This is a genomic window from Amycolatopsis sp. NPDC047767 (genome assembly GCF_040704195.1).
Classification (GTDB): Bacteria; Actinomycetota; Actinomycetes; order Mycobacteriales; family Pseudonocardiaceae; genus Amycolatopsis.
This window is the reverse complement of record NZ_JBEYSJ010000022.1, coordinates 1-25,520: the sequence shown is the minus strand read 5'-3', so window position 1 is coordinate 25,520 and position 25,520 is coordinate 1. Positions and strand designations below refer to the sequence as shown.

The window sequence follows — 25,520 nt, the reverse complement described above, 5'->3', positions numbered from 1 at the left end:
CGGCGTGAACTGGGTCGATGTCCTCGTGCTGGTGCTGGCGGTGCTGGCGGCTGTCTCGGGGGCGTTCCAGGGCGTGATCGTCGCGCTGCCCGCGCTGATCGGCGTCGCCATCGGGGCGGTGCTCGGCGTGAAGCTGGCGCCGTTCGTGATCGAGCTGTTCGACAGTCCCGTCGCGAAGGTGGCCTTCGCGCTCGCCGTGGTCGTGTTCCTCGTGGTGCTCGGCGAGACGCTCGGGGTGTGGATCGGGCGCAAGCTGCGCCAGAAGATCAACCCGGACAAGCTGTCCGGAGTGGACAAGACGCTGGGCGCGATCGTCCAGGCCGCAGCGGTTTTCGTGGTGGCCTGGCTGGTGGCGAACCCGCTCACCACCGTGTCGGCCATCCCGGGGCTCGCGAAGTCGATCAACTCGTCGGTGGTGCTGGGCGAGGTCAACGACCTGATGCCGGCCGAGGCCCAGGGCCTGCCGAGCGACCTGCGCAAGCTGCTCGACGCCTCGGGCTTCCCGTCGGCGCTCTCGCCGTTCGAGAAGGCGCCGGCCGCCGACGCCGCGCCGCCGGACACGTCGATGAACATCACCGCGGTCGCGCGGCGGGTGCACCCGAGCGTGGTGAAGATCCGCGGCAACGCGCCGTCGTGCTCGAAATCGCTGGAGGGCAGTGGTTTCGTGATCGCGCCGCAGCGCGTGATGACCAACGCGCACGTGGTCGCGGGCACCGACGAGGTCGGCATCGAGTCCACGCGCGGCGACTACCGGGCGCGCGTCGTGTACTTCAACCCCGAGGTCGACATCGCCGTGCTGGCGGTGCCGGGCCTGTCCGCGCCCGCGCTGCCGTTCGCCCAGGAAACCGCGCGCGCCGGCGACAACGCCATCGTGCTCGGCTACCCGCTCGACGGCCCGTACACCTCCACCGCCGCCCGCGTGCGCGGCCGCATCAACCTGCGCGGCCCGGACATCTACGACGCCAACACCGTGCAGCGCGACGTCTTCACCATCCGCGCCGGCATCCGCAGCGGCAACTCCGGCGGCCCCATGATCACCCCCGACGGCGACGTCATCGGCGTCGTCTTCGGCGCGGCGGTGGAAGACCCGGACACCGGCTTCACCCTGACCGCGGAACAGGTCCGCGCCGAGGTCGCCGCGGCGCCGTCCCAGACGACGAACGTGAGCACGGGCGCCTGCGCGAGCTGAGCCAGCTCACGAAGTCTGAACAAACCGTGGGCAGTTGACACCTGACACGAGGTGGGAACGGGCATCATCGACGACTTGACTTCCGAGCCGCTGGAGCTGCCGCAGCCGGTGGTCGACCGGACGCGCGCGATGGCGCCCCGGTCCTCGGTGCCGGCGGCGAGCCTTCCCTGGGAACGCGTGCTCGACGAGTCCGAGGCGCGCCTGGTGGTCCTGCGCTCGGAGCAGGTGTGGCGGGAGCACCTGCCCCTTGAGATCACCGCCTTCACCGCGGGTGCGTCGGAGGAGTTCCGGTTCTTTCCGGACCGGTTTTCGGACCACGATGACCGAGGCTTGGTGTCGTGTTCCACGACGGCCGCCTCGCCGCCACTGTGCGGCCGCCGGGGTATCCGCGACGGCGCGATCGTGGCCTGTCGGCGCGGTTCCCGGTGGCGACCCCGATCGGCGGCGGCAGTAGCGGGGCGCGCGGGAAATGGCGCAGTTCGCAGCTCGTAGACGAGTGGCCGTTGCCCGCCGGATCCGCGGTCACCGTGATCTTCGACTGGCCCGCTCGAAACACCAGCGAACGCCGAGCGTCCTACGATCTCGAAGAGCTCAGGTCGGCGCAGCGCCGCGTGGTTGACCTGTTCCCGGCGAACTGAGCCAGCTCACGAAATCCGCTCAGCTCACGAAGTCCACAACGGACTTCGTGACGCGGTCCGGCTCCTCCAGGTGCGGGAAGTGCCCGACGCCGGGCCAGACGCGAGGCTCGCCGTGGGGTCCGGCCCAGTGCACGGAAGCGCGCGCGGTTTCCGGGACGATGCAGGTGTCGACGGCGCCGTGCAGTTGCAGGACGGGGGCGGTGACGCGTTTGCCCACGGCGTCGGTGAAGCGGCGGCCCTCGCCGCGGAACTGGGCGCGGAAGGCCCAGCGGTAGTACTCCAGCGCGGAGTGCGCGACGCCCGGGATCAGCATCGCCTGGCGGAAGTGGTCGACGGTGCCGGTGAAGTCCGAAGAGGACCGCCAGACCGGGCCGGACCAGCTGTGGAACAACGACTCCACGTTCGCAGCGCCGTCGCGTACCAGCCACTTCTCCGGCGCCATCGGCACCTGGAAGCGGAACAGGTGCCCGACCGCGCGGGCTTGGCGGCGGGGCGAACGCAGCACGGCGGACTTCAGTGCGAGCGGGTGCGCGGCGCCGACGGCCGTCACGGAGGACACGAGCCGGGGGTGCAGGGAGGCGACCGTCCAGGCGAGCATGCCGCCCCAGGCGTGGCCGACGAGGTGCGCGCGGCGGGCGCCGAGGGCCTTGACCAGGCCGCCGACGTCGCCGGCGAGCGTCCACGCGTCGTAGCCGCGCGGGGGTTTGTCGGAGTCGCCATAGCCGCGCAGGTCGACGGCGACGGCGCGGAAACCGGCGTCCGCGAGGCCGCGCAGCTGGTGGTGCCACGTCCACCAGAACTCGCCGAAGCCGTGCAGCAGCAGGACCAGTGGTCCGTCGCCGAGCTCGGCGACGTGCAGGCGGATGCCGTTGGCCGAGACGTCGCGGTGCGTCCACGGACCGTCGATCCGGACGATCGACGGGTCGGGCGTGAGCTGCACTGCGGGCTCCGCTTCAGCCGGTACTGTGCCGATCGTTACCAATCCAACCACAGCCACGGCCGAATGACTTCGTAGCAACGGTTACGGGCCGGCGTGCTTTCGGCCGGATTGGTAACTCAGCCTGGGCGCGGTCCCGCGTCAGGGACGCGTCGCGGGCAGGTCGTCTTCGGCGGCGCGACGCGGCTTGAGGGCCGCGGCCGTCTCCTTGACGCTGTCGATCGTGCGCTCCGGCGCCTTCAGCTTCTTCACCTTGCGCCAGCCGAGGAACGCCGTGACGGCGGTGGTCAGCAGCATCAGGCCGAACACGGTGAGGAACGCCGGCCAGCGGACGCCCCACCAGTCCGACAGGATCTCCGCGATGAACAGGAACAGGAAGTACGAGCTGTAGAGCCCCACGGCGAGCGCGATGAGGAAGTAAACGGCTCCCTTGAGCCCCTTCTTCATCTCGCCGACCAGCTCCGACTTCGCCAGCTCGACCTCGGCCCTGACCAGCGTCGACAGGTGCTGGGTGGCGTCGCCGACGAGTTTGCCGATGGACTGTTCCGCCGCCGCGGCCTCCTCGTCGCTCGACAGGGGCAGGTAGGGCACGGCCCCCACGCCGTCGGGGCCGGTGCGTTCGTGTTTGGGGCTGGTCACCGGGTCATCGTGCCACGTACCCGTTCCCTGGGCGCGGCGGACCGTCGGGAGTGTCGGGATCGGATCCGCGAGCGTGCGCCCGGCTGCGCCGCAACAGCAGCGCGGCGGACGCCAGCGAGGCGATGGCCGAGGCGATCAGCACCGCCGCTTTCGCGAGGTCGCTCGCCGCGCCGTCGAGCGCGAGGTCGGAGATCAGCAGGCTCACCGTGAAGCCGACACCGCCGAGCAGCGCCAGCGCCGAGAGATCACGCCAGCCCGTGCCGGTGGGTTTTTCCGCGACGCCCAGCTTAACCGCCAGCACGCTCGCGCCGAGGATGCCGACGAACTTGCCCACGACCAGTCCCAACAGGACAGCCAGCGGCAACGCGGTGGTGAAGACCTGGCTCAACGCGTGCCCGCTCACCGAGATCCCCGCGGCGAACAGTGCGAACACCGGCACCGCGACCGCCGCCGACCACGGCTGCAGCCGGTGCTCCAGCCGCAGCGCCGGCGCCTCGTCCTCGCCTTCGTCGGGCTTCACGCGCGTGGCCAGCCCGAGCGCGACGCCGGCGATGGTCGCGTGGATGCCCGTCGTGTGCACCGCGACCCAGGTGACCACCGCGAGTGGCACGTACAACCAGGCTGTGCGCACGCGTTTGTGCTGCAGGAACCAGTACAGCGCCAGCGCCACCACGGCGACGGCCGCGGCCACGAGGTCGAACCCGGTGGTGAAGACGATCGCGATCACGAGGATCGCGCCGAGGTCGTCGACCACCGCGAGCGAAAGCAGGAAGACCCGCGCGCTGCTCGGCAGGTTCGACGCCGTCAGCGCGAGCACGCCGAGCGCGAACGCGATGTCCGTGGCCACCGGGATCGCCCACGCGCGGTCGATCCCCGGCGTACCCCAGGCGACCGCCAGCGCGACCAGCGCCGGTACGACCATCCCGCCGACGGCCGCGATCACCGGCAGCACCGCCTGCTTGAACCGCGACAGCTCACCCACCACGAGCTCGCGCTTGAGCTCCAGCCCGGCGACGAAGAAGAACAACGCGAGCAGCCCGTCTTTCGCCCAGTCGCCGATCGACAGGTTCAGGTGCAGGAACTCGGGGCCGATGTGGAAGTCGCGCACGGCCCGGTAGACGTCACCTGCCGGCGAGTTGGCCCAGATCAGCGCGACGGCCGTGGCGCCCAGCAGGATGATCCCGCCGGTCGTCTCCGTACGCAGGTAGCGGGCGAACTCGGCGGCGGCGCGGGCCGGGCGGGAAGCGGTCACGGGCAGAACCCTCCAGGGGTCGGCAACGAACACAGACTCTTGCCGACCAGGCTTCCCGGCGCACCTTTGATCTCATCTTAATGAACGCGAAGCGCTCGTGAGGGCCCTCGATGACGCTTCCCACACCCACTCCGGTGTTCGTTTCACCCATTTGCCTTCTAGCATGCGAATCGGAAACGACAACGTTGTCTAGGACAAGGACGAGACAGTTGTGAGTACCTCTACCGAGGCCCAGCACGACACGAGGTTCTTCGGGCACCCACGAGGGCTGGCGAACCTCTTCGGCGTGGAGATGTGGGAGCGGTTCTCCTACTACGGGATGCTCGGCATCCTCGCCATCTACCTGTACTACAAGGCCGACCAGGGCGGACTCGGCATCGACCAGGGCGACGCGCTCGGCGTGGTCGGCGCGTACGGCGGCACGGTCTACCTCGCCACCGTGATCGGCGCGTGGGTGGCCGACCGCCTGCTCGGCTCCGAGCGCACGCTGTTCTACAGCGCCGTGCTGGTGATGATCGGCCACATCGCGCTGGCGCTGCTGCCGGGCCTGACCGGTATCGGCGTGGGCCTCGCGTGCGTCGCGATCGGCTCCGGCGGCCTCAAGGCCAACGCCACTGCCGTGGTCGGCACGCTCTACGCCGAGGGTGACGAGCGCCGCGACGCCGGCTTCACGATCTTCTACATGGGCATCAACCTGGGCGGCTTCATCGGCCCGCTGCTCACCGGGCTGGCGCAGTCGGAGGTCGGCTTCCACCTGGGCTTCGGCCTCGCCGCGATCGGCATGGCGCTCGGCCTGATCCAGTACACGCTCGGCCGCAAGAACCTGGGCGCGAAGGCGTCGGAGATCCCGAACCCGCTGCTGCCTTCGCAGCGCTGGATGGCGATCGGTGTCGCCGTGGTGATCGTGGTGGCGGTGGCTGCGCTGATCATGTCCGGGGTGGTCGGGCCGTCGAACCTGGCCGACGTGGTCGTGTACGTGGTCGTCGCGATCTCGGTGGTGTACTTCGTGGTCATCCTGACGAGCAAGAAGATCACGTCCGACGAGCGCAGCCGCGTGTTCTCGTTCATCCCGATGTACATCGCGAGCGCCGCGTTCTTCTCGCTGTACCAGCAGCAGTCCACGGTCGTCTCGGTCTACAGCGACCAGCGCCTGGACCGGAGCCTGTTCGGCTGGGACATGCCGGTGTCGTGGGTCAACTCGATCAACCCGGTGTTCATCATCATCTTCGCGCCGATCGTCGCCGCGATCTGGACGAAGCTCGGGCCGAGGCAGCCGTCGACGCCGATGAAGTTCGTGCTCGGCACGGTGCTCATGGGCCTGGCGTTCCTGCTGTTCCTGCCGATGACCGGCACCGGCGTGAACGGCAGCCCGCTGATCGCCTTGGCCGGCATCCTGCTGGTGTTCACGATCGCGGAGCTGATGCTGTCGCCGGTCGGGCTGTCGCTGTCGACGAAGCTCGCGCCGAAGGCGTTCCGCACGCAGATGGTGGCGCTGAACTTCCTGTCGGTCTCGCTGGGCACCGCGATGTCGGGCAAGCTCGCCGAGTCCTACGACGTGCACGACGAGACGCCGTACTTCAGCATCATCGGCGGCGTGGCCATCGCGATCGGCCTCATCCTGCTGGCCCTGATCCCGTTCATCCGGCGGCTGATGAAGGGCGTGCACTAGCCCTTAGGCGATGGTGGTGCCGAACAGCACTCCCACGAAATAGGTGACGAGCATGGTGAGGGCGCCGACGCCCACGTTGCGCGCGATCGCGCGCCCCACCTGCGCGTTGCCCAGGCGGGCGCTCACGAAGCCGGTGAGGGTGAGGCCCACGACCACGGCCAGCGCGCACGCCCACACGCGCACCGAGACGGCCGTCCAGGCGATGGCCAGCAGCGGCAGCAGCGCGCCGACGGAAAACGCGATCAGCGAAGCCCAGGCCGCCTGCCAGGGGTTGGTGAGGTTGTCCGGGTCGATGCCCAGCTCGGCCTCCGCGTGGGCGTGGAACGCGTCCTTGCGGGTCAGCTCGCGCGCGACCTGCGCGGCGAGCTCTTGGGAGAGGCCCTTGCCCTCGTAGATCTCGGCCAGCTCGCGTTCCTCGGCCTCGGGCATCGTTTTCAGCTCTTGCTTCTCGAGCTGCAGCAACGCGCGTTCGGTGTCGCGCTGCGTGCTCACGCTCACGTATTCCCCGCCGGCCATCGAAAACGCGCCGGCCACCAGTCCGGCAATTCCGGCGGTGAGGATCGCGGTGCTGTTCGTGGTCGCGCCCGCGACGCCCACCACGATGCCCGCGACGGACACGATCCCGTCGTTGGCCCCGAGAACCCCGGCGCGCAGCCAGTTCAGCTTGCCGCCGACGTCCTCGTGGGGCTCGTGGGAGTGGGAATCAGTCGCGTCCACTGTTTCGGTCACGGGAATAGTGAAACACGGAATTGGGGTGAGCGCCTCTGTCTTGTCGGCGACATTAAGGAAGGGTTTCCTTATTTAATTGTGCCTAGCCTTTGACTGTCAACCGATCGGCGTCGGCAGCTGCTCCGTGTTCTTGGTCCAGGTGACGCCGTGCACCTCCCGCGGCCTTGCGCCCGGCTGTGCATACATGAGGTATATCTACTCAATGAGTACAGACTTCACCACGGCCGCGTCCGTCGGCCGCCGATCGTCGCGCCGCGTGTTCGCGGCCGGCCTGTCCCCGGAGCCGCACTTCTTCGGCGATGGTTCGGCGGGTTCGGCCCGAATCGCAATCCGTCGGCCGGTCACGTTCGCAGTTGTCCTGTGGCCGGCCTTCGCGGCCGCGGACACTGTCGCTGTTTCGCCGTACCTCGCGGGGTGGCCGAGTTCAGTGCGACTGCTGCCGTTGCGACACCATCCACCCAGCGATCGCGGTCACCGACGCCTCCGGCCCGGACGACCACACCTCGCAGCCCCAGCGCGCACACGACCTCGACCGGCCGGCACACAGCCCCCGCCCTCCCGAGGGGGGCGTCCCCAAGTCCATTCTACCGGCCGCCCCCGACAGAATCCGTTGAATGCGCTGGTAGGGGCTCAGTTGTCCACAACTCGGTCTGGGTGTGGACAACTTCGATGTTTGCCGCCCGGGGCTGTGCGCGGCCCGACCGTGTGGCGCCGGCCGGATCGGCCGGGCGCCGGCGGGGGGTGTCGGTGTCGAACGGCACCTGGCTCGCCGTGGCGGCGTGCCTCGCGGTGGCGGCTGTGGTCAGCTTTGTCGGTGTGACATGGCCTTGGAAGGCGGCGGAATGAACGAGTGGCTCGAAGTGTCCACTGTGGAAGGACAACGGCTCACCGGCGGCACCGCCTTCGTCCGCGAGCGAGAGCGCGCGACGCACGGGCTGGTGTACGAGATCCGCTACGCCGCCGGTGTCGGGTCGCCGGTGCACAGCCACGACCACGACAGCGTCATCTACGTGCTGGAAGGACGGCTGACCGGTGTGGTCGAGGGGACCACCGCCGAACTCGGCCCTGGCGACACCGCCGTCCACCCCCGCGGAGTCGAGCACCAGGTGACGGCCATTGTGGACAGTCGCTGGCTCGAGTTCAAAGCGCCGCTGCCGGAAAACCCGCCGCTGGCGTGAAAAAGCCCGGCACCCCTGGGATGCCGGGCTTCCTCGGGAAAAGGCTCAGGCGTCGAGCTCCGCCAGGGCCGCCTTGGCGGCTTCCAGCTCGGCCTCGAGCTGCGCGACCTTCGCGGCCTGCGCCTCGCGGGCCTGGTTGATGACCTCGTCGATCGGGCCCGACAGGTCGGCGTGCAGCTCCTTCGCCGCGCGCGAGACGGCGGCGGCCGGGATCTCGAGGCCCTTCGCGACCCACTTGCTGCCGTTCTTCAGCTCGGCCTGCCACTCGCCGTCGGCCGTGCCGGTGACGGTGAGGATGAGTTCCACCGTGCGGGTCTTCTTCGCGGTGGACGCCGCCGCGGCCTTCGGGCGGCCGCGCTTCGGCTTCGGCGCCTCTTCGGCGGCCGGGGCGGCCGCGTCCGAACCGGAAGGCGACGCAGGTGAGGCAGTGGTCTCGGTGGGCTCGGTGACCTCCGGGGCGTCGGCGGCCTGGGCCGAGGCGGTGGTTGCCTCAGTCGTCGCCGCTTCGGCCGCGGTGTCCTCGTCGTGCGTCAAGGCTTCCACGGTCATTCGTGTCGTCTCCTTGCCCGGATCTGGGGTGGGTACAGCGGCACATCTTAGAACATGCGTTCGATGTCCGCCATTCGGGGTAGTCACGCAGGAAGGGGCCCTCCCTTGGCCGGGAGAGCCCCTTCCTGCGCAGCTGCGGACTCTACTCTTCCTTGCCCGACTGCAGACCGGAGGAGATCAGGTCCATCACCGACGAGTCGGCGAGCGTCGTGACGTCACCGATCGCCCGGTTCTCCGCGACGTCGCGCAGCAGGCGGCGCATGATCTTGCCCGAGCGCGTCTTCGGCAGCTCCGGCACGACCATGATCTGGCGCGGCTTCGCGATCGGGCCGATCTCCTTCGCGACGTGGTTGCGCAGCTCCTGCACGGCCTCGTCACCACCGTCGACCGCGTTGCCCCGCAGGATCACGAACGCCACGATGCCCTGCCCGGTCGTCGGGTCGGACGCGCCGACCACGGCCGCCTCGGCCACCGTCGGGTGCGAGACCAGCGCCGACTCGACCTCGGTGGTCGAGATGCGGTGGCCCGACACGTTCATCACGTCGTCGACGCGGCCGAGCAGCCAGATGTCACCGTCGGCGTCGTACTTGGCGCCGTCGCCGGCGAAGTAGAAGCCCTGGTCGGCGAAGCGCGACCAGTACGTCTCGCGGAAGCGCTCCTCGTCACCCCACACGCCGCGCAGCATGCCCGGCCACGGCTTGTCGAGCACGAGGTAGCCGCCGCCACCGTGCGGAACCTCGTTGCCCTGGTCGTCCACGACCTTCGCCGAGATGCCCGGCAGCGCGCGCTGCGCCGAACCCGGCTTGGTCGACGTGACGCCCGGCAGCGGCGAGATCATGATCCCGCCGGTCTCGGTCTGCCACCAGGTGTCGACGATCGGCGCCTTGCTCGCGCCGATGGTCTCGCGGTACCAGATCCACGCCTCGGGGTTGATCGGCTCGCCGACGCTGCCGAGTACGCGCAGCGACGTGAGGTCGTACTTCGCCGGGATCTCCGCGCCCCACTTCATGAACGTGCGGATCAGCGTCGGCGCGGTGTAGTAGATGGAGACCTTGTACTTCTGCACGATCTCCCAGTGCCGGCCCTCGTGCGGGGTGTTCGGCGTGCCTTCGTACACGACCTGCGTGACGCGGTTGGCCAGCGGCCCGTAGACGATGTAGCTGTGGCCGGTGATCCAGCCGATGTCGGCCGTGCACCAGTACACGTCCTCGCCCGGCTTGTGGTCGAACACGTTGTGGTGCGTGTACGCGGCCTGCGTGAGGTAGCCGCCGGAGGTGTGCAGGATGCCCTTCGGCTTCCCGGTGGTGCCGGAGGTGTAGAGGATGAACAGCGGGTGCTCGCTGTCGAACGCCTCGGGCGTGTGCTCGGCCGGCTGACCGTCGACGAGCTCGTGCCACCACAGGTCGCGCCCGTCGGTCCACGGCACCTCGGCCGCGAGGTCGCTGCCGGTGCGGCGGACCACGATGACCTTCTCCACGGTCTCGGCGCCCTCGAGCGCCTCGTCCACATTGGCCTTCATCGCGGCGGCCTTGCCGCGGCGGTACTGGCCGTCGGAGGTGATCACGATCTTCGCCGCCGCGTCGTCTACGCGGGCGCGCAGCGCGTGCGGCGAGAAGCCGCCGAAGACCACGCTGTGCAGCGCGCCGATGCGGGCGCACGCGAGCATGGCGAAGATCGCTTCGGGCACCATCTGCAGCTGGATCGCCACGACGTCGCCGGCGGTCACGCCGAGCGAGGTCAGCGCGTTGGCGGCCTTGGAGACCTCGTCCTTCAGCTGCGCGTAGGTGATGTCACGGGTGTCGCCGGGCTCGCCGACCCAGTGGATGGCGACCTGGTCGCCGTGGCCGGACTCGACGTGCCGGTCGACGCAGTTGTAGGCGACGTTCAGCTTGCCGCCGACGAACCACTTCGCGAACGGCGCATTGGTCCAGTCCAGTACCTGGGTCCACTTCGTGTCCCAGCTCAGGCGCTCGGCCTGCTCGGCCCAGAACTGCTCCCGGTCCGCGTCCGCCTTCTCGTACGTGTCGGCCTTGGCGTTGGCCTGAGCGGCGAACTCGTCGCTCGGTGGGAAGGTGCGGCTCTCGGTGAGCAGGTTGTCCAGCGCTGGGGACTGCTCGGTCATGGTGCAAGGCCTCCTGTAGTGCGAACCCGCGGCTCACGGCACGCTAGCGACGTTAGTCCGCCCAGGACAAGGATGCAGCCGTGTGGGCGCGCCCTCAGGTGAGGCGGGCCAGCAGCCGGGCGCGTGCGCCGGGCCATTCAGCTTCCGTCATCGAGTACACCACCGTGTCGCGCGAGCTGCCGTCCGGACGGATCCGGTGGGCCCGCAGAACGCCCTCGCGCAGCGCGCCGAGCCGCTCGATGGCGCGTTGTGAACGCAGGTTGCGGCTGTCGGTCTCCCACGCCACGCGCTGGGCTCCGAGCACCTCGAACGCGTTGCGCAGCAACAGGAACTTGGCCTCGGTGTTGAGCCCGGTGCGCTGCCAGCGTGGGCTGATCCAGGTGTGCCCGATCGAGAGGATCCGGTGCTTCGCCGCAATCTGGTAGTACGACGTGGTGCCGGCGACCAGCCCCGTGGCGACGTCGATCTGCGCCCACGCGCGGCGATCGGGATCGGCCGTGGCGGCCTCGACGAAACGCTCGGCGTCGGCCGGCGTCTCGAACCGCCGGACGCTCAACCAGGCCCAGATCGCGGGATCCTGCCCGGCCTCGAAGAGGCCCTTCACGTGGTCCGGGCCGAGGGGCTCGAGGCGCACGTGGGTGCCGGACAGGGTCGGGTGATCGTTCCAGTCGCTCACGAACCCCAAGCTACGACGCCAAGTGGTCGTGCCCGATAGCCAGTTCCCGATCATTTCTCCAGTCCACTTCCCGGTTGCTTATGCTCGCTGGAACACCGAGGAGAGGCATGGGCATGGCTGAAGACGGCGCGGCGCGGGAAGAGCTCACCTGGGAGTTGTTCGGCACCGCCAGCAGGGAGCTCGCCGAGCAGGTCGCCGGCGACGGCTTCGCGCCCGACCTCATCCTCTCCATCGCCCGCGGCGGGCTCTTCGTCGCCGGCGCGCTGGGCTACGCGCTGGACGTGAAGAACCTGCACGTGATGAACGTGGAGTTCTACACCGGCGTCGACCAGCGCCTCGACCTGCCGGTGATGCTGCCGCCGGTGCCCAACGTCGTGGACCTGAGCAACAAGAAGGTGCTCGTCGCCGACGACGTGGCCGACACCGGCGCCACCCTCAAGCTCGTGCGCGACTTCTGCGCCGACCACGTGGCCGACGTGCGCTGCGCCGTGATCTACGAGAAGCCGCATTCCACGGTGACCAGCGAGTACGTGTGGCGCCGCACCGATCGCTGGATCAACTTCCCGTGGTCGGTCCTGCCGCCGGTCGTCAAGCGCGCCGGGCAGGTGCTCGACGCATGAGCGACCCGCTCAAGCCGCTGCTGGAGCTCGACGGCGTCGCCGCCGCGGCCAAGGCGGCGCAGGACGCGGTGTTCGCCGTGCACCGCCTGCCCGCCAACCTGCGCGGCGGCGCGGAGACGGCCGCCGAGGCCTCGGTGCGCGCGGCCCGGGCGTCCGCCGGCATCGACGGCGCGAACCCCGAACTGCCTGCCGACGGCGCGGTCGCCGACCCGCTGCTCGCCGGCGCCCTGCGCGTGGCCGAGTCGCTGGAACCGCTCCTGCCCACCTGGCGGCGCGCGCCGTTGCAGGCGCTGGCCCGCCTCCACGTCCTGGCCGCGGCCGACATCGTCGAGGATCCCGACGCACTCGGCCGGCCCCTCGCCGGTGGCGAACGCCTGGAGCTGCTGGCCCAGCTCGTCACGGGGGCGACGTCCGTGCCCGGGCCGGTCCTCACGGCCGTCGTGCACGGCGAGCTCCTGGCCCTGCGCCCGTTCGGCTCGGCCGACGGTGTCGTCGCCCGCGCGGCGGCGCGCCTGTCGATGATCGCGACGGGCCTGGACCCGAAAGCCCTGACCGTGCCGGAGGTGGCGTTCTTCCGGCGCGTGCCGAAGTACGTCGAGCTGGCTGCGGGCTTCGCCGCCGGATCCGTCGACGGGGTCCGGGAGTGGCTGCTGTTCTGCTGTGAGGCGTTCGAATCGGGCGCGCGGGAGGCGCGCAGCATTTCGTCTGCCGCCGGATAGGGGTGTGGTCCGGCCACACTGGATCTTGCCGCGCTGTGGTGGCCGGACACATGGTCGGCGAGGTGGGCGAGACCTAACCTCGTAGCCCATGACCAGTGGGGTACGTCACAGCTCGCCCGGCACGCTCGATGGCCGCGTTGCCCTGGTGACCGGCGGCGCCAGCGGAATCGGGCTCGCCTGTGCCCGGGCGTTGGCCGCTGCCGGCGCGAAGGTGCACGTCGCCGACCTCGACGCGCGCGGTGCCGAAGCCGCCGCGGCGGAGATCGGCGGCTGGGCGCACGTCGGTGACCTCACCGATCCCGCGGTGATCGACGCGTTGCCGGACGAGCTGGACGTGCTCGTGAACAACGCCGGGTTCCAGCACGTGGCCGCGCTGCCCGAGTTCCCGCCCGAGCAGTTCGCGCGGATCCAGGCGCTGATGGTGACGGCGCCGTTCCTGCTGATCCGCCGGTCGCTGCCGGCGATGTACGCGCGTGGCTGGGGCCGGATCGTCAACGTCTCCAGCGTCCACGGCCTGCGCGCCAGCCCGTTCAAAGCCGCGTACGTCACGGCGAAACACGCGCTCGAGGGACTGTCCAAAGTGGCCGCTCTCGAAGGTGCCGAGCACGGCGTGACGTCCAACTGCGTCAATCCCGGCTACGTCCGCACGCCGCTCGTCACCGGCCAGATCGACGCGCAGGCCGCCGAGCACGGCCTCGACGCCGACGAGGTCGTGGAGCAGGTGCTGCTGCGGCGCGCGGCCATCAAACGGCTCATCGAACCGGCGGACGTCGCCGACCTCGTGGTGTGGCTGTGCGGCGAGCACGCCGGGCACGTCACGGGCGCGTCGCTGCCCCTCGACGGCGGCTGGTCGGCCGCCTGAAACCCCGTCCCCACAACGAAGTGGAGTCTGCAGTGACAACACCAACCCGGGCCGGCCTGCTGCGCGTGGTCGGCGCGAGCCTGATCGGCACCACCGTGGAGTGGTACGACTTCTTCCTCTACACCTCGGCCGCTGCGCTCGTGTTCAACAAGCTGTTCTTCCCGAACGCCGACCCGCTCACCGGCACCCTGCTCGCGCTGCTGACCTACGCGGTCGGGTTCCTCGCCCGGCCCATCGGCGGGCTGGTGTTCGGCCACTTCGGCGACCGCATCGGGCGCAAGCGCCTGCTCGTGGTGAGCCTGGTGATGATGGGCGGCTCGACGTTCCTGATGGGCGTGCTGCCCACGTACGGCGCGGTCGGCGTCCTCGCCCCGATCCTGCTGACGCTGCTGCGGCTCGTGCAGGGTTTCGCGCTCGGCGGCGAGTGGGGCGGCGCGGTGCTGCTCGTGTCCGAGCACGGCGACGACCGGCGGCGCGGCTTCTGGGCATCGTGGCCGCAGACCGGCGTGCCGGCCGGGAACCTGCTGGCCACGGCCGTGCTGGCGATCCTCGCGGCGGTGCAGTCCGACGCGGCGTTCAACGCGTGGGGCTGGCGGATCCCGTTCCTGCTGTCCGGCGTGCTCGTGGCGATCGGGCTGTGGGTGCGGCTGGCGGTCGCGGAGTCGCCGGTGTTCCTGGCCGCGAAGGCCGCGGCGGGGGAGGAGGAAGCCACGCCGATCGTCGACGTGTTCCGCGGGCACCTGCGCGGGCTCGTCGTGACGTTCGGGGCGCGGCTGGCGGAGAACGTGTCGTACTACGTGATCACGGCGTTCATCCTCGTCTACGTGACGACCGGCCTCGGTCTGCCGAAGGCGACCGGGCTCACGGCCGTGCTGGTCGCGTCGGCCGTGCACTTCGTGACGATTCCCTTGTGGGGCTTGCTTTCCGACAAGATCGGGCGCAAGCCGGTGTACTTCTTCGGCGTGGTCGGGATGGCCGCGTGGGCGTTCGGGTTCTTCTGGCTGATGGACCTGCGCACAACGGGCGCGGTGATCGGCGCGGCGACCATCGGGCTCGTCGTGCACGGCGCGATGTACGGGCCCCAGGCCGCGTTCTTCGCCGAGCAGTTCCCGACGCGCGTGCGCTACACCGGTCTTTCGGTGGGTGGGCAGCTGTCGTCCATCGCGGCGGGCGCGATCGCGCCGATCATCGCCGTGGCGCTGTTCCAGGCGTACCACTCGACGGTGCCGGTTTCGGTCTACGTCGCCGCGATGTGCGTGCTGTCGGTGCTGGCCCTGCTCGGGGCGCGCGAGACGCGCGGCGAGTCGCTGGAGGAGGCTCCCGCCGAACGGCGCTCAGTGACAGCATGACCTGTGTGGATCCCTACCGCCGGTTGCTCGAGCTGCTCGCCGCCGGGGCGAGCAGCGAGCAGCTGGCGCACGCCGCGCGCGAGTCCGGCGCTGATGCGACCGAGCTGGCGCTGCGCGTCCGCGAGACCCTCACCGAGCACCAGCGGCGCGAAGCCGAGCTCACGGCGTTGTTCGACACCGCGAGCGACCTCGCGCGGCTGCGGGACCCGGACGCGGTGCTGCGCTCGATCGTGCGGCGGGCGCGGACCCTGCTCGGCGTCGACGTGTCGTACCTGAGCCTCAACGACGAGGCCGCGGGCAAGACCTACATCCGCGTCACGGACGGCTCGGTTTCCGCGTTGTTCCAGCAGATCGTGCTCGGGATGGGCGAGGGGCTGGGCGGGCTCGTGGCCCAGACCGCGCGGCCGTACGCGACGGCGGACTACTTCGCCGACGCCCGCTTCCGCCACACCTCGCCGATCGACACCGGCGTGCTGGAGGAGGGCCTCACGGCGATCCTCGGCGTGCCGCTGGCCATCGGCGGCAAGGTGCTCGGCGTGCTCTACGCGTCGGACCGCGCGCCGCGGGAGTTCTCGACGGCGGAGGTCGCGCTCCTGTCGTCGCTGGCCAACCACGCGGCGATCGCCCTGGACAACGCGCACCTGCTCGACGAGACGCGCCGCTCGGCCGCCGAGCTCAACGCCGTGAACGCGACCATGCGCCGCGCCGACGAAGCCCACGATCGCCTGATGGACCTCGTGCTCCGCGGCGGTGACCTGCCGGAAGTCGCCGCGGAGGTGGCCGGCGTGCTGCGGGGCGAGATCGCCGTCCACGACGCTTCCGGCGACTTGCTGGCAGGCTCCGCGCTGTCGTTCGACGCGCCGGCGGTGACTTCTTCGCGCGGCAGCGGGCGTGCCGAGTCCACATCGGACACTTGGGTGTGCGCGGTGCGGGCCGGCCAGGAGCTGCTGGGCAGTCTCACGCTGGCGGGCCGGCCTGAGCTGGCCGGCGCGGACCGGCGGTTGTTCGAGCGCGCGGCCGTGGTGACGGCGTTGCTGCTGATGCTGCGCCGGTCCGTGGCGCAGGCCGAGGACGAGGTGCGCGGCGAGCTGCTCACGGACCTGCTGACGGCGCCCGCGCGCAACCCGGCCTCGTTGACGGCTCGCGCGCGCCGGCTCGGTGTCGACTTGTCGGCGCCACACGTGGTGCTCGTCGCACACGCGCCGGGGATCTCCCGGCGTGGCCTCGCGTCGGCGTGCGCGCGGTACGGCGACCTGGTCGGTGTGCACGCGGAGCAGGTGGTCGCCCTCGCGCCCGACGGCGTCGGGGCGGCGAAGGTGGCGCGGGAGCTCCAGTCCGTTGTGGACTGTCCGGTGACGGTCGGTGCCGCCGGCCCCGCGAAGGGTCCCGCCGCGCTCGCGTCGGCCTATGCCGAGGCGGTCCGCTGCGTGAGCACGCTGCTCGCACTGGGCCGCGAAGGCGACGGCGCGGCGATGGCCGAGCTGGGCTTCCTCGGCGTGCTGCTGGGCCGCCACGCCGACCTGCCCGCCTACGTCACGGCCACGCTCGGCCCGGTCCTCGATTACGACGCCCGCCGCGGCACCGACCTCGTCGGCACGCTGCGTGCGTACTTCGCGGCCGGCGGAAACCTCGCGCGCGCCAAGGACGAGCTGCACGTCCACGTGAACACCGTGGTGCAGCGGCTCGACCGCGTCTCCGCGCTGCTGGGCGACGACTGGCGCGAGCCGGAACGCGCGCTGGAGATCCAGCTCGCGCTGCGCGTCGACCGGCTCAGTGATCGGTGAGGCGCGCCGACCACTTCTCCTCGATGCGCCCGAACCGCCACACCGCGAGCGCGACCAGCCACGTGACGATGAACAGCCCGACGATCGCGAACCCGACGTAGTCGAGGTCCACGTCGGCGATCGCGGCGAGCGGGCCGTGGGTGATGTCGAGCTTCTCGGCGAGGATCGACACCAGCTCGATCGTGCCGATGACCAGAGCGACGGCCACGGACAGCGCCGTGACGGTGATGTTGTAGTAGATCTTGCGGATGGGCCGCGAAAACGCCCAGCCGTAGGCGAAGTTCATGAACACGCCGTCGGCGGCGTCGAACAGGCTCATGCCCGCGGCGAAGAGCACGGGCAGCACGAGAATCGCGTACCAGGGCAGCGCGAACGCCGCCGCGCCGGCCGCGAGCACCAGCAGGCCGATCTCCGTGGCGGTGTCGAAGCCGAGTCCGAAGAGGACACCCACGGGGTAGATGTGCCACGGCTTGCGCACGGCCTTCGTCGCGCCGCGCAGCAGACGGTTCATGAAGCCGCGCTTGTCGAGCTGACGTTCCAGTGCGGCTTCGTCCAGCTCGCCACGGCGCATCTGCGCGAAGACCCGGATGATCCCGACGAGCGCGACGAGGTTGATGATCGCGATGAGGTAGAGGAATACGCCCGAGACGGACGTTCCGATGAGCCCGGTTGTCTCGTGCAGCGCCGACCCGTCGTCTTCGAGCTGGCCGGCGATCGCGCGAACGCCGAACGACAGCAGCAAACACAGGCCGAACACGATCGTCGAGTGCCCCAGCGAGAACCAGAACCCGACCGACAGCGGCCGCCGGCCCTCGGACATCAGCTTGCGCGTGGTGTTGTCGATCGCCGCGATGTGGTCGGCGTCGAACGCGTGGCGCATGCCCAGCGTGAACGCCGTGACCCCCAGCCCGATCCCGAACACACCCGACGCGCCCAGGTCGTAGTGGTGCGGCGCGATGAACAGCACCAGCACACCCCAGCCCACGAGGTTCAGCAGCAGGATCACCGCCGCCATCCCGGAGAGCGACCCCCACTCCCGCCTCGACAACGGCTGCCTCGCGCGGGTCGGTTCCTTCACCCCGGTCATCGAGAACCTGCCCCTTCGCTCGCAGACAACACCTGAGAGGTTAGGCAGGTGAACAGATGAACCGCAATAGTGTCTGCGTCGGCTCCGCCGCCGCGCGCGAGATCGCCTCGAGCCGGCGCGATCTCGCGGTCGTGGCCGGGTTTGCCGCCGGGCACGACGAAGAGCCCCACCGTTTTGGTGGGGCTCCTTGCCTCTGTATTCAGCCTGCGCGCAGGTGGAGCGAGTCGAGTGCCTTCCGCACGTGGCCACCGCTGGCCGTCAGCGCCGCCGCGGCGTGTTCGACGTCGGAGCCCGACAGCAGGTGCACGAGGGCCGTCTTGAGGTCGCCGCCGGCCTCGGTGAGGGCGTCGGAGCAGTCGGCCATGGTCAGGCCTGTGGCTTCCTGCAGGATGCGGATCGTGCGGCCGCGCAGCTTCGCGTTCGTGGCCCGCATGCTGACCATCAGGTTCGAGTAGGTCTTCCCCAGCTTGATCATCGTGGCCGTGGAGAACGCCGTGAGGATCAGCTTCTGAGCCGTGCCCGCCTTCATGCGGGTCGAGCCGGCGATCACCTCCGGGCCGGTGGCCACGGCGATGAGCACGTCGACGCCGTCCGGCTTCGCCGCCCGCGGGTTGGCCGAGACCAGCCCCGTGTGCGCGCCGAGCCGGCTCGACGCCTCGAGCGCGCCGAGCACGAACGGCGTGCGCCCGGAGGCGGCGAGGCCGAGCACGAAGTCGCCCGGCTGCACCACAGCAGCGAGCTCGGCCGCGCCGGCCTCGTCGTCGTCCTCGGCGTTCTCGACCGCCTGCCGCAGGGCCTTCTCACCGCCCGCGTGGTGCGCGACGAACAGGTCCGGCGGCACGTTGAACGTCGGCACCAGCTCGGCCGCGTCCAGCGTCGCCAGGCGGCCCGACGTGCCCGCCCCGACGTAGTGCACGCGGCCGCCGCCCCGCAGCGCTTCCACGGCGTAGTCGACCGCGCGCGCCAGCTGCGGCAGCACCGCGGCCACCGCGTCCGGCACCCGGCGGTCCTCGGCGTTGATGGCGCTGAGGATCCCCATGGTGGACATCAGGTCGATGTCCACCGTGCGGGGGTTTCGCTGCTCGGTCGGCGAATCGACGTGCACCGCCTGGGTGGGGACGGTCATCATGCGCCTCGTTTCTGAGTTCACTTACCGGTTTCCCGCGGACGGCGGCGACCGTCGGGCCTGACCCCGAGCCGGTGCGAGCCGACCGCGTCCCTCGTCGCGTCCAGCGCGTTGACGGAGGCGTCCATGTGCCGCTGTGCGACCCCGATGAACAGGCAGTCGATCACGGTGAGCTGCGCGATGCGGCTCGCCGTGGCTCCGGAACGGAAGGTGGTTTCCCGTGCGGCCGTGGTGAGCACGTGGTCGGCGACCTCCGTGATCGGCGAACGCGGGAAGTTCGTGACGGCGACGGTGACCGCGCCGTGCTCGCGGGCGACGCGCAGCGCCTCCACGGTGTCGGTGGTCGCGCCCGTGTGGGAGACGCCGATGGCGACGTCGCCGGGGCTGAGCACCGCGGCCGAGGTGAGCATGATGTGCGTGTCGGACCACGAGAAGCTCACGCGGCCGATGCGGTGCAGCTTCTGCTGCAGGTCGGCGGCCACGAACGCGCTCGCGCCCACGCCGTAGACGTCCACGCGGCCGGCGTCGGCCAAGAGGTCGATCACGCGCTGCATCGTCGCGACGTCGAGCTGGTCGGCCGTCTCCTCGACGGCGCGCGCGTCGGCGAAGCTGACCTTGCCGATCACGGCCGCGAGGTCGTCCTCCGGGCTGATCTCGCCACCGAGGTTGCGCGTGGTTCTGGCTTCGGTGCGCGCGGTGTCCGCGGCCAGCGCGATGCGCAGCTGCGGGTACCCGCCGACGCCGACGGCCTTGCAGAACCGCGTGACCGTGGTCTCGCTGGTGCTGGCGGCGAGGGCGACCTCGGTGATGCTCCGGCGCGCGACCGACGCGGGGTCTTCGAGCACGACCTTCGCCACCCGCTGCTCGGCGCGGGCGAGCCCGGGCAGCAGCGAGCGGATGCGGACCAGCGGGCTCGCATCGGCGTCACGCACAGTGGTCTGAGCTGGGGTTTGCTCGGACGGTGCCGGGATGGTTACGGAATCGGCATCGTCCACCGTCGGAAAGTTACTAACCGTTGGCATTTGCGACAAGGCTACCCACATCCTTCGGCAGGATCGCAACCCGTCCGTGTCTGCGGACTTCGTTTTGCGATTAATCGTTGACCAGAAAGTCGCTAACCAGGTCGACCTTGTTAACGAGGTCAAGCTAACGACTTGGCAACTTAGTGTCGCCCCGCAAAAGGCTTCGGATCGCTGAGTGGGAGGGCCAGTTCGGCGTTGTGCGACAGGCCGGTCACCGAGCGCTCAAAAACCACCCGGTAGCGGTGAGTGCCGACGGATTCCGCTCACCATCGAGAACTGCCCGGCCGCGTTCGGTGACTTTCACACCGTCGACAGAAACTCCGCGTCCGGTGTAACTCGCGTCTGTGTTGTAACGCCAGCGCAGGGTCGTAACGCTCGAGGCCGGTACTTCTGCCGTCACGCGCCACCAGGCACGGTGTCCGTGGCCTGAGAGCGACGTCACCTGTCCGGGGGGTGCGCCTGGTCCGTTCGCATGAACCGCGACTGGTTGCCAATTGACGCCGTCCGAGGACGATTCCAGCTGAAGTGGATCAGTCGGACCTTCCGTATCCACGAAGGCGTAGAAGGAGACCTGCAACGGGCCGCCGGATCGCGGTGTCAAGGGCTGCGTACTCAGCGTAGCCGTCGACTTGTCGCCGAGGCCGGCGAACCACGCGTCGTGGCCCTCCGCGGGCTTCACAGCCATGGCTTGGGCGAGCGAAGTGGCCCAGACCTGGCGGGCCGTGTTGATGGAACCCCAGTTGCGGCTGGGGTGCACTCGGTTGGTCAGCAACAACGCGAACGATCGCGATTCCGGGTCGATGACCAGCGTCGTGCCGGTGAATCCGGTGTGGCCCGCCGTCACCGGTGAGGAAAGCGCACCCATGTACCAGGGCTGGTCGAGCTCGAACCCGAGGCCGTGGGCGTCGTCGGGGAAGCGCTCGTTGTAGTTGGTCAGCATCGTCTCGACGGTGTCGGGACGCAGGATGCGCTTGCCCCGGTAGGTGCCGCCGTTGAGGATCGTCTGGCAGAGGATCGCCAGGTCGCTCGCGGTGGAGAACACGCCGGCGTGCCCGGCGACGCCGCCGAGCGACCAGGCGTTCTCGTCGTGCACCTGGCCGCGCACGAGCCCGCGCGGCGGGTTCGTCTCGAACTCCGTGGCCGCGACGCGGTCCAGTTTCGACGCGGGCGGGTTGTACCCGGTGTCGACCATGCCCAGCGGCGCGGTGATGCGGTCGTGCACCACCTTGTCCAGCGCCTGCCCGGTGAGCTTCTCGATGACGAAGCCGAGGGTGAGCATGTTGAGGTCGGAGTAGAGGTAGGTCGTGCCCGGCGCGTTCTTCAGCGGGCTGTCGAGCACGGCCTTGCGGCGCGACGGGATGTCCGGGTAGCCCTGCCACAGCGACGGCACGGGGTCGGCGTCGAAGCCCGACGTGTGCGTGAGCAGCTGCTCGATCGTCACGGCTTCCTTGCCGTTCACGCCGAACTCGGGCAGGTAGCGCACCACCGGCGCGTTGACGTCGAGTTTGCCCTGCTCCACCAGCTGCAGCGCGGCGATCGAGGTGAACAGCTTCGAGACCGACGCCATGTCGAAGATCGTGTCGTCGCGCATCGGCACCTGCTGGTCTTTCGGCAGCTCGGTGCCCGCGGCGTCGGCGTACCTCAGCGCGCCGCCGACGGCGTAGCGGTCGACGACCACGCCGTCGTGGGCGAGCAGGCCGACGGCACCGGAGAAGTGCGGGTGGCCCGATGCGTCGGGCTGGGTCCAGCTCGCCAGGAACTGCTCGGCGGACTTGATGGGGCCGGCGTCGAGCCCGACGTCGGACGGCTTGCCTTCGCGCAGCGTCGTCGACGGAGCCGCGAAGCCGTGCCGCACCACGTCGAATCGCCCGGCGTGCGGGTCGTGCTGCGTCGTGGTGGCGATGGCGGCGGCTCCTGCGATCGACGTGACGGCGAGCAGCACGGCCATCGCCGTGCTCGTCGCGGCGAGCACCTTCCTAGCACGCATGACCGCTCTCCTCAGCGATAGATCAGGTAGGGGCGGCGTTTACGGTCGAAGGCCGCGAGCTCGGCGCGCCAGGCGCCGGTGACCTCGTCGACCCCGGCGCCGGCGTCGATCATGGTGCGCTGCCGGTCGGAACCGGACAGCAAGTCGATGGCGTGGTCGGGCCGCCAGCCGAACGTTTGCGGCGCGACCTGCTTTGCCGTGACGAGCATCGAGACGGCGGTGGTGATCGCGTCGAACGCCTGCGGATCGGTCACGGTGAGCTGCACGCCGCCGCAGGTCTCGTTCACGAACTTGCTGAACGTGGGCACGAAGTACGTCTCGCGGAAGCGCGCGCCCGGCAGGTCGAGCGCTTCGAGCTTGTCGCGCCAGTGCCAGTCGACACCCGGCGCGCCGATGATCTCGAACGGCCGCGTCGTACCGCGGCCCTCCGCGAAGAGCGTGCCTTCGAACAAGCAGGTGCCGGGGTAGACGATCGCGGTGTCGGGCGTCGGCATGTTCGGGCTCGGCATGACCCAGTCGAGACCGGTTTCGACGAAGAGCATGTCCCGCCGCCAGCCACGGACCTCGATCACCTGCAGTTCGACGGGCTGCACGCCTTCGCCGGGCAGGAACTCGGAGTTGAACAGCCGCGCCAGCTCGCCGACGGTCATCCCGTGCTGCTGCGCGATCGGCTTGCGGCCGACGCCGGAGGCGAACTTCGGGTCGAGCACCGGGCCGGCGAGGCGGCCGCCGATCGGGTTGGGGCGGTCGAGCACCACGAAGGCCGCGCCGACCTTCGCCGCCGCGACCATCGCCGTGTAGAGCGACCAGATGTAGGTGTAGAAGCGGGCGCCGACGTCGGCGATGTCGAACACGACGGTGTCGAGACCGGCCTTGGTGAACAGCGTCGCGAGCTTCGCCGCGTCGGCGCCGTACGCGTCGTACACGGGGATGCCGGTGCGTGGGTCTGTGTAGTCGCCTTCGGAACCACCGGCCTGGGCGCTGCCGCGGAACCCGTGTTCGGGGCCGAAGGCGGCCACCGGCTTGACGCCGGCGGCGACCATGTCGTCGACGATGTGGTCGCCGCTCGCGAGCACGCCCGTCGGGTTGGACAGCACGCCGAGCTTGCGTCCGGCGAGCGGACGCCAGTGCTGGGCGGCGAGTTGTTCGGCGCCGGTGAGCACTCGTCGTTTCGCTTGGCTTGGCGTGGCTTGCGCGACGGCCGAACCGCCCGCGAGCACCGGTACGGCGAGGGCGGGGACGGCGAGGAACTTCCTGCGGTTGAGGTTCACCAGCTCAGTCCGTGTCCGAAGGGGTACTTGACGGTGTTCACGTCGGCGCCCGCGGGGACGTCGACGGGAAGCTTGCCGCTCGGCTTCGTCTCGCCTAGCACGACCTTCGCCAGCGCCTCGAGGGACGGCGTGATGTAACCGTAGGTGGCGAGCCACGTGGGCACGGGGTTGGCGTACCCGGCGTCGTACGGGATCTGCGCGGCGACGGCGACCACGGGCTTGCCGGTGTCCATCAGCGCCTGCAAAAGCTTGTTCTGCAAGGGAAATCCGCCGAGGTTGTTCGTGAGGACCACGACGAGGTCGGTCTTCGCGGCGGCCGCGGCGGCCTGCGCGATGAGATCGTCGGACGGGGTCTGCCCGGTCTGCAACGCGGTCGCCTTGGTGCCGTGGGCGGTGAGGCGGTCGGCGAGCGTCTGCGTGCTGGCCACGCCCCAGCCGGTGACGAGCGCGGTGGCGGGCTTCTGTTTGAGCGGCAGCACGCCGGCGTCGTTGGCGATGGCGGTGATCGAGCGGTCGGCGATGCCCTGCGCGGTGGCGAGGTGCGCCGGCGTGCCGACCTTCTTCGCGACGAGCGCCGGGTTGTCGAACGGCGAGGTGAGGATGCCGCGCTTGAGCTTCAGCTTGAGCACCCGCAGCACGCTCTGGTCGATCCGCTGCATCGGCAGGTCGCCGGACTTCACGGCGGAGATCACGGAGTTGATCGCGAGGTCGAGGTGCACCGGCATGAGGAGCTGGTCGATACCGGCTTTCAGTGCCAGCACAGGGATTTCGGCGTCGCTGTGGAGCTCGCGCACGCCCTGCATCTCCAGCGCGTCGGTGATCACCACGCCGTCGTAACCCAGCTCGTCGCGCAGCTTTCCGGTGATGATCGGCTTCGACAGCGTGGCCGGCTCACCCGACGGGTCGAGGCTCGGGAACTGGATGTGGGCGCTCATGATCGAGTCGATGCCCGCGGCAATGGCGGCCTTGAACGGCGGCACGTCGATCTTGCGCCACTCGTCCTCGGTGCGGTCGATGCGCGGCAACCCGGTGTGGCTGTCGGTGGCGGCGTCGCCGTGGCCGGGGAAGTGTTTTGCCGTGGAGGAAACGGTTTCGAAGGCCGGCCCGGAGTTCTGGTAGCCCTTGACCTCGGCCGTCACGAACTGGCTCGCGAGCCCCGGCTGGCCGGCGAACGAGCGCACGCCGATCACGGGGTTGGCCGGGTTGGAGTTCACGTCGGAGTCGGGCGCGAAGTCCTGGTTGATGCCCACGGCGCGCAGCTCGTGGCCGATGATCGTGGCGGCCTGCGTCGCGCTGTCGGTGCTGCGGCCGGCGGCGATGGCCATGGAATTGGGGAACTCCGTGGCGGGAGCGCCCATCCGGGTGACGGTGCCGCCCTCCTGGTCGGTGCCGATCTGCAACGGGATGTGGGCGCCGCTGGAGATCGCGGCCTGCTGCAGGCCGTTGGAGAGCTTCGCGACCTGCGTCGGGGTGTCGAAGTTGTCGCGGGTGTCGTTGTTGAAGTAGATGACGCCGCCGAGGTGGTACTTGCGGACGACCTCGGCGGGCGTGTCGACGCCGAAGTCCGTCTGGTTCTTGGGGTTGACCTCATCGGCGGACTTGCCGTTCACCCACGTGACGAACAGCTGCCCGACTTTTTCCTCGAGGCTGAGGCCGTGGAGCGCCTGCTGGGCGGCGGCGTCGAGGGAGGTCATCGCTTTCGCGTCCGGTGTGCTGCCTGAAGCGGTCGCGCCGATTCCGGCGCCGACTCCGGTGATGGCGAGGAGCCCCGCGAGGGGGACGGCGAGCGCATGGATCCTCCGCGGGCGCGTGCGCGCGAGTCGGGTCGTCACGAAAGGGCCTCCCAGTGTCGTGCGCCGCCGGTGGTGAGAAGTCCACCTGGCGGCGCCGGTATCGGGAAGCTACTCACCGGATTGGGCGTTGTCCATCGGCCGAGCGCAGCAACATGGGGGTTGTGCTGGGATTTTCGTGGGGACAACCCTGGAAACACTGGCGGCGCCCGTCGGCCGAAGCCGGCGGGTGCACCCGACCACCACGCTCGCCGGCCGGCTCGGGGAGTTCGCCGCCGGCGTCCGGTTCGAAGACCTGCCCGCCGCCGTCGTCGAGCAGGCGCGC

Annotated in this window: 22 protein-coding genes; 9 read left to right on the top strand and 13 right to left on the bottom strand. The window is 70.1% G+C overall.

Features of this window, described 5'->3' with window-relative positions:
* The first annotated feature begins 4 nt into the window (after positions 1-4).
* Positions 5-1,189 (top strand): MarP family serine protease, encoded by a 1,185-nt coding sequence (locus AB0878_RS32240; protein ID WP_366583984.1) that lies wholly within the window; start codon positions 5-7, stop codon positions 1,187-1,189.
* A gap of 338 nt (positions 1,190-1,527) precedes the next feature.
* Positions 1,528-1,827 carry a hypothetical protein gene (locus tag AB0878_RS32235; RefSeq protein ID WP_366583983.1) on the top strand — a complete coding sequence of 100 codons (300 nt, stop codon included), beginning with the start codon at positions 1,528-1,530 and terminating at the stop codon, positions 1,825-1,827.
* Positions 1,828-1,846: 19 nt separating this feature from the next.
* On the opposite strand, the gene AB0878_RS32230 is transcribed toward AB0878_RS32235, so the two are convergent.
* From AB0878_RS32230 to nhaA, 3 genes are all read right to left on the bottom strand, one after another.
* Entirely contained in the window at positions 1,847-2,767 is a 921-nt protein-coding gene (locus AB0878_RS32230; RefSeq protein ID WP_366583982.1) for an alpha/beta hydrolase, read from the bottom strand.
* Positions 2,768-2,905: 138 nt separating this feature from the next.
* Entirely contained in the window at positions 2,906-3,403 is a 498-nt protein-coding gene (locus AB0878_RS32225; RefSeq protein ID WP_366583981.1) for a phage holin family protein, read from the bottom strand.
* A 4-nt stretch (positions 3,404-3,407) separates the two neighbouring features.
* Positions 3,408-4,655, bottom strand: coding sequence for a Na+/H+ antiporter NhaA (gene nhaA / locus AB0878_RS32220; RefSeq protein ID WP_366583980.1), 1,248 nt, complete (start codon positions 4,653-4,655; stop codon positions 3,408-3,410).
* 211 nt (positions 4,656-4,866) lie between these two features.
* On the opposite strand from nhaA, the gene AB0878_RS32215 reads away from it, so the two are divergent.
* Positions 4,867-6,324: a peptide MFS transporter gene (locus AB0878_RS32215; protein WP_366583979.1), complete on the top strand. Its 1,458-nt coding sequence runs from the start codon at positions 4,867-4,869 to the stop codon at positions 6,322-6,324.
* A 3-nt stretch (positions 6,325-6,327) separates the two neighbouring features.
* Here the strand turns inward: AB0878_RS32215 and AB0878_RS32210 are convergent, their stop codons facing one another.
* Positions 6,328-7,053 (bottom strand): VIT family protein, encoded by a 726-nt coding sequence (locus AB0878_RS32210; protein ID WP_366583978.1) that lies wholly within the window; start codon positions 7,051-7,053, stop codon positions 6,328-6,330.
* Between the two features lie 842 nt (positions 7,054-7,895).
* Between AB0878_RS32210 and AB0878_RS32205 the strand changes: the two genes are divergently transcribed.
* On the top strand, positions 7,896-8,231 hold the full coding sequence (locus AB0878_RS32205; protein ID WP_366583977.1) for a cupin domain-containing protein: 336 nt from the start codon (positions 7,896-7,898) through the stop codon (positions 8,229-8,231).
* Positions 8,232-8,276: 45 nt separating this feature from the next.
* Here the strand turns inward: AB0878_RS32205 and AB0878_RS32200 are convergent, their stop codons facing one another.
* The 3 genes from AB0878_RS32200 to AB0878_RS32190 all read right to left on the bottom strand — a co-directional run bounded on the left by AB0878_RS32200 (position 8,277) and on the right by AB0878_RS32190 (position 11,578).
* Positions 8,277-8,780 (bottom strand): DUF6319 family protein, encoded by a 504-nt coding sequence (locus tag AB0878_RS32200; RefSeq protein WP_366583976.1) that lies wholly within the window; start codon positions 8,778-8,780, stop codon positions 8,277-8,279.
* A 142-nt stretch (positions 8,781-8,922) separates the two neighbouring features.
* Positions 8,923-10,902: an acetate--CoA ligase gene (gene acs / locus AB0878_RS32195; RefSeq protein WP_366583975.1), complete on the bottom strand. Its 1,980-nt coding sequence runs from the start codon at positions 10,900-10,902 to the stop codon at positions 8,923-8,925.
* A gap of 94 nt (positions 10,903-10,996) precedes the next feature.
* Positions 10,997-11,578, bottom strand: coding sequence for a GNAT family protein (locus AB0878_RS32190; RefSeq protein ID WP_366583974.1), 582 nt, complete (start codon positions 11,576-11,578; stop codon positions 10,997-10,999).
* Positions 11,579-11,691: 113 nt separating this feature from the next.
* Here AB0878_RS32190 and AB0878_RS32185 point away from each other — a divergent pair, with 113 nt between their 5' ends.
* The 5 genes from AB0878_RS32185 (at position 11,692) to AB0878_RS32165 (ending at position 16,912) form a co-directional block, all read left to right on the top strand.
* Entirely contained in the window at positions 11,692-12,198 is a 507-nt protein-coding gene (locus AB0878_RS32185) for a phosphoribosyltransferase (protein WP_366583973.1), read from the top strand.
* Positions 12,195-12,917 (top strand): oxidoreductase, encoded by a 723-nt coding sequence (locus AB0878_RS32180; RefSeq protein WP_366583972.1) that lies wholly within the window; start codon positions 12,195-12,197, stop codon positions 12,915-12,917. Before AB0878_RS32185 ends, AB0878_RS32180 begins: the two co-directional genes overlap by 4 nt.
* Positions 12,918-13,005: 88 nt before the next feature.
* Positions 13,006-13,779, top strand: a complete 774-nt coding sequence (locus AB0878_RS32175) for a 3-hydroxybutyrate dehydrogenase (protein ID WP_366583971.1) — start codon at positions 13,006-13,008, stop codon at positions 13,777-13,779.
* Positions 13,780-13,811: 32 nt separating this feature from the next.
* The gene (locus AB0878_RS32170; RefSeq protein ID WP_366583970.1) at positions 13,812-15,128 is read left to right on the top strand and encodes an MFS transporter; all 1,317 of its coding nucleotides are present in this window, start codon (positions 13,812-13,814) and stop codon (positions 15,126-15,128) included.
* On the top strand, positions 15,125-16,912 hold the full coding sequence (locus AB0878_RS32165) for a GAF domain-containing protein (protein ID WP_366583969.1): 1,788 nt from the start codon (positions 15,125-15,127) through the stop codon (positions 16,910-16,912). The genes AB0878_RS32170 and AB0878_RS32165 overlap by 4 nt, the downstream gene beginning before the upstream one ends.
* Here AB0878_RS32165 and AB0878_RS32160 read toward each other — a convergent pair.
* From AB0878_RS32160 to AB0878_RS32135, 6 genes are all read right to left on the bottom strand, one after another.
* Positions 16,899-17,999 carry a HoxN/HupN/NixA family nickel/cobalt transporter gene (locus AB0878_RS32160; RefSeq protein ID WP_366583968.1) on the bottom strand — a complete coding sequence of 367 codons (1,101 nt, stop codon included), beginning with the start codon at positions 17,997-17,999 and terminating at the stop codon, positions 16,899-16,901. The genes AB0878_RS32165 and AB0878_RS32160 overlap by 14 nt on opposite strands.
* 199 nt (positions 18,000-18,198) lie before the next feature.
* Complete coding sequence (murQ, locus tag AB0878_RS32155; RefSeq protein ID WP_366583967.1) at positions 18,199-19,128, bottom strand: N-acetylmuramic acid 6-phosphate etherase; 930 nt, start codon at positions 19,126-19,128, stop codon at positions 18,199-18,201.
* Between the two features lie 17 nt (positions 19,129-19,145).
* Positions 19,146-20,147 carry a MurR/RpiR family transcriptional regulator gene (locus AB0878_RS32150; protein WP_366583966.1) on the bottom strand — a complete coding sequence of 334 codons (1,002 nt, stop codon included), beginning with the start codon at positions 20,145-20,147 and terminating at the stop codon, positions 19,146-19,148.
* Between the two features lie 211 nt (positions 20,148-20,358).
* Positions 20,359-22,134: a serine hydrolase gene (locus AB0878_RS32145; RefSeq protein ID WP_366583965.1), complete on the bottom strand. Its 1,776-nt coding sequence runs from the start codon at positions 22,132-22,134 to the stop codon at positions 20,359-20,361.
* A gap of 11 nt (positions 22,135-22,145) precedes the next feature.
* Entirely contained in the window at positions 22,146-23,405 is a 1,260-nt protein-coding gene (locus AB0878_RS32140; protein ID WP_366583964.1) for a DUF1343 domain-containing protein, read from the bottom strand.
* Positions 23,402-25,237: a glycoside hydrolase family 3 N-terminal domain-containing protein gene (locus AB0878_RS32135; protein WP_366583963.1), complete on the bottom strand. Its 1,836-nt coding sequence runs from the start codon at positions 25,235-25,237 to the stop codon at positions 23,402-23,404. The genes AB0878_RS32140 and AB0878_RS32135 overlap by 4 nt, the downstream gene beginning before the upstream one ends.
* Positions 25,238-25,520: the final 283 nt, after the last annotated feature.

What these genes read in the sequence shown, in the direction of transcription:
- AB0878_RS32180 (WP_366583972.1), top strand. Translation starts at nt 12,195, where the DNA reads ATGAGCGACCCGCTCAAGCCGCTGCTGGAGCTCGACGGCGTCGCCGCC.
- murQ (WP_366583967.1), bottom strand. Translation starts at nt 19,128, where the DNA reads ATGATGACCGTCCCCACCCAGGCGGTGCACGTCGATTCGCCGACCGAG.
- AB0878_RS32185 (WP_366583973.1), top strand. Translation starts at nt 11,692, where the DNA reads ATGGCTGAAGACGGCGCGGCGCGGGAAGAGCTCACCTGGGAGTTGTTC.
- AB0878_RS32205 (WP_366583977.1), top strand. Translation starts at nt 7,896, where the DNA reads ATGAACGAGTGGCTCGAAGTGTCCACTGTGGAAGGACAACGGCTCACC.
- AB0878_RS32175 (WP_366583971.1), top strand. Translation starts at nt 13,006, where the DNA reads ATGACCAGTGGGGTACGTCACAGCTCGCCCGGCACGCTCGATGGCCGC.
- AB0878_RS32160 (WP_366583968.1), bottom strand. Translation starts at nt 17,999, where the DNA reads ATGACCGGGGTGAAGGAACCGACCCGCGCGAGGCAGCCGTTGTCGAGG.
- AB0878_RS32165 (WP_366583969.1), top strand. Translation starts at nt 15,125, where the DNA reads ATGACCTGTGTGGATCCCTACCGCCGGTTGCTCGAGCTGCTCGCCGCC.
- AB0878_RS32200 (WP_366583976.1), bottom strand. Translation starts at nt 8,780, where the DNA reads ATGACCGTGGAAGCCTTGACGCACGACGAGGACACCGCGGCCGAAGCG.
- AB0878_RS32145 (WP_366583965.1), bottom strand. Translation starts at nt 22,134, where the DNA reads ATGCGTGCTAGGAAGGTGCTCGCCGCGACGAGCACGGCGATGGCCGTG.
- acs (WP_366583975.1), bottom strand. Translation starts at nt 10,902, where the DNA reads ATGACCGAGCAGTCCCCAGCGCTGGACAACCTGCTCACCGAGAGCCGC.
- AB0878_RS32150 (WP_366583966.1), bottom strand. Translation starts at nt 20,147, where the DNA reads ATGCCAACGGTTAGTAACTTTCCGACGGTGGACGATGCCGATTCCGTA.